Below are 2,460 nucleotides of genomic sequence, written 5' to 3'. Positions count from 1 at the left end.
TGCCGCCGCCCGACACGCTGCGCGACGGCCGCGAAGAGCAGGCGAGCGATCTCGTCGCGGAAATCGTGCAGCTGCCGGAGCCGGATGCGCTCGCGGTGCTCGGCAAGTGGCAGGCGCGCGGCATGCTGCGCTGGCAGCTCCGTGACAACAACCCGTACCGGCTCGCCGACGTCGCGTTGCCGGACGCATTGAATCCGCCCGTGCCGGCATCGGTCTTCGTGCTGCTCGCGAAGGACGCAAACCCGGACGTGCTGCACGACGATGCGCTGCTCGACGGCGAGGTGACCGCGCGCCGTGTCGACGGCGTGCAGCGCCTGCTCGATGCCGGCGTGAAGCCGTCCGCGAAAGTGCTGGCGGACGCCGCCGATACGCCGGAGATCCTGCGGCTGCTGAAGGCATCCGCCGCACACTGACCGCGACCGAACCGACGCCATACAACGACAACGAGGGCGATCCGACCGATGGGCAATCGAGCATGGCTCTATCTCCAGGCCGCTGATGGAGACGACGCGCGGACGATCGAGTTCGCGGAATCCAACAATCACTTTCCGCTGCTGTGGCGCGTGCTGCTCGCCGACGGCGGCGCGGGCGACGCGATTACGGATCAGCGCGTGTTCGGCGACGCGGGCACGCCGAATCTCGCGAGCGATGCGCGGGCCGCGCATGCGCGCCTCAGCCGGCTCGCATCGTTCGTCGTCGCACATCCGCTGCCCGGCGACGATCCGGCGCTCGCGCGCCAGTTCGATGCGCTCTTACGCCATCTCGGCGAATCGATCGACGCGCTCGGCGATGCGCATGGCGCGCCACGGTTTTCCGCGAACCTCGACGAGTTGTCGTGGCTTTCCGGCAGCGAGCCGGACGCATTCATCGACGAGGAGCGCGACACCTGCACGCGCCTGTGGTGGCAGGTCGCGAACTGCATGGACTTCCGCGATGTGCGCGGCGTGCGTGATGCGCTCGAGATCGAAGCGCATCCCGACTGGCGCGACTGGGCGTGGGGCTTCGGATTCGGCGGCGTGTCGCATCACTATTTCAAGCGTCAGGAGCCGCCCCGCGGCGTGACGTTTGCCGAGATGTTCGATGCCGGCGAGGTACATGGCCGCTGGCTCGCCTACGACACGTTCAGCTTTCGCGGACGCAACGGCCTGTGGGGTGTCCGGCGCGAGAGCAACGACGCATGGGACGTGATCGTGCCGCCGGCGTGGACGAACCTGTGGCGCAGCGGCGCGCATGACGACCGGTTGCTGTGGGTGGCGCACGACGGGCAGTTCGGCCTGCTGCTCGCCGATGAGGCGGGTGCGCGCGTCGTGCGCGAGCCGGCATTCGACGAAGTATGGAACTTCACGGGCGACATCGCATGCGTGCGCGTCGGCGAGCGATTCGGGCTCGTACGCACGGACGGCACGTGGGTGCTCGAACCGTTGCTCGACAACTTCGGCGAGTTCTCCGACGGGCTGGCGTCCGCGAGCCTGGACGAACGCTGGGGCTTCGTCGACACGAACGGCGCATGGGTGATCCCGCCGCGTTTCGACGATGCGCAGGAATTCGTGAACGGCGCCGTCGTGGCGGTGTGCGAAGGCGAGCACTGGGGGCTGGTCGACCGCGACGGGCAATGGCGGGCGCGGCCCGAATGGACGTCGCTCGAATGGTCGTCCGAATGCGGTGCGTTCATCGCCCAGCGGGGTGATCACGTCGGCCTCGTCGATCTGAAAGGCCGGACGGTCGTCGAGCCGCGTTACGCGGAAATCGCCAGGCTGATCGACGGCGAGCGGACGGAGACCGTGACCGATCTTGGCGCGATTCGCCACATCGTGCGGCGCGGCGATGGACGTTGCGCAATCGTCGACGGGCTGGGCCGTGCGCTGACGCCGTTCGATTTCGTGAATATGTGGGCGCTACCGTGGTTGCCGGATGACACGGCGGTGCCGCGCGAGCTGTTCACGCGCTATTCGGTCGGCCTCTTGTCGGAGGACCCGATGCATGTCGCGATCTGCGATCTGGAGACGGGCACGACGATTTCGCTGGGGCGCTGCGACGACCTGACCGGCCTGTTCTTCGCGTCCGGTTACGGCTGGCTGGCCGGCGTGCTGGACGAGGACGGCGGCGACGTGCGCGCGACCGTGTTCCGTGCAGATGGCACCGTGCTGCATCCGGCCCGTTACACGCGGGTCGGCGATGACGCGCTGTTTGACGGCAACGCCGCGCGCACGTTGCTGATGTCGTGGCCTGTCCGCCGCGCCGCGATCGCGGAAAACTGGCGCGACGGCAAGCCGGTCGCGGCATGGCGCGACGATGGCGTGGCCGTCTGGTTGTATCCGGACGGGCGCGCGACGACGCGCACGTAAAGCGAACGGCCGTCTTGCCCGACGGCCCCAGGATCAGCGGAACAACCTCAGCCAGTCGAACAGGCCCGGGTGCGGGGCGCGGCGGCTCCGGGGCGGGTGGGGGGGGGGGGGGTGG

2 protein-coding genes are annotated in these 2,460 nt (G+C 68.9%); both read left to right on the top strand.

Features of this window, described 5'->3' with window-relative positions; genetic code table 11:
- The coding region (locus tag JYJ84_RS34175; RefSeq protein WP_205190094.1) for a hypothetical protein at positions 1 to 413 on the top strand (413 nt) is incomplete at its 5' end.
- 48 nt (positions 414 to 461) lie between these two features.
- Entirely contained in the window at positions 462 to 2,345 is a 1,884-nt protein-coding gene (locus JYJ84_RS34170) for a WG repeat-containing protein (protein WP_175222973.1), read from the top strand.
- Positions 2,346 to 2,460 lie beyond the last annotated feature (115 nt).

This window comes from Burkholderia sp. LMG 13014 (assembly GCF_905232215.1).
Taxonomy (GTDB): Bacteria; Pseudomonadota; Gammaproteobacteria; order Burkholderiales; family Burkholderiaceae; genus Burkholderia.
This window is presented reverse-complemented; position numbering and strand designations above follow the sequence as displayed.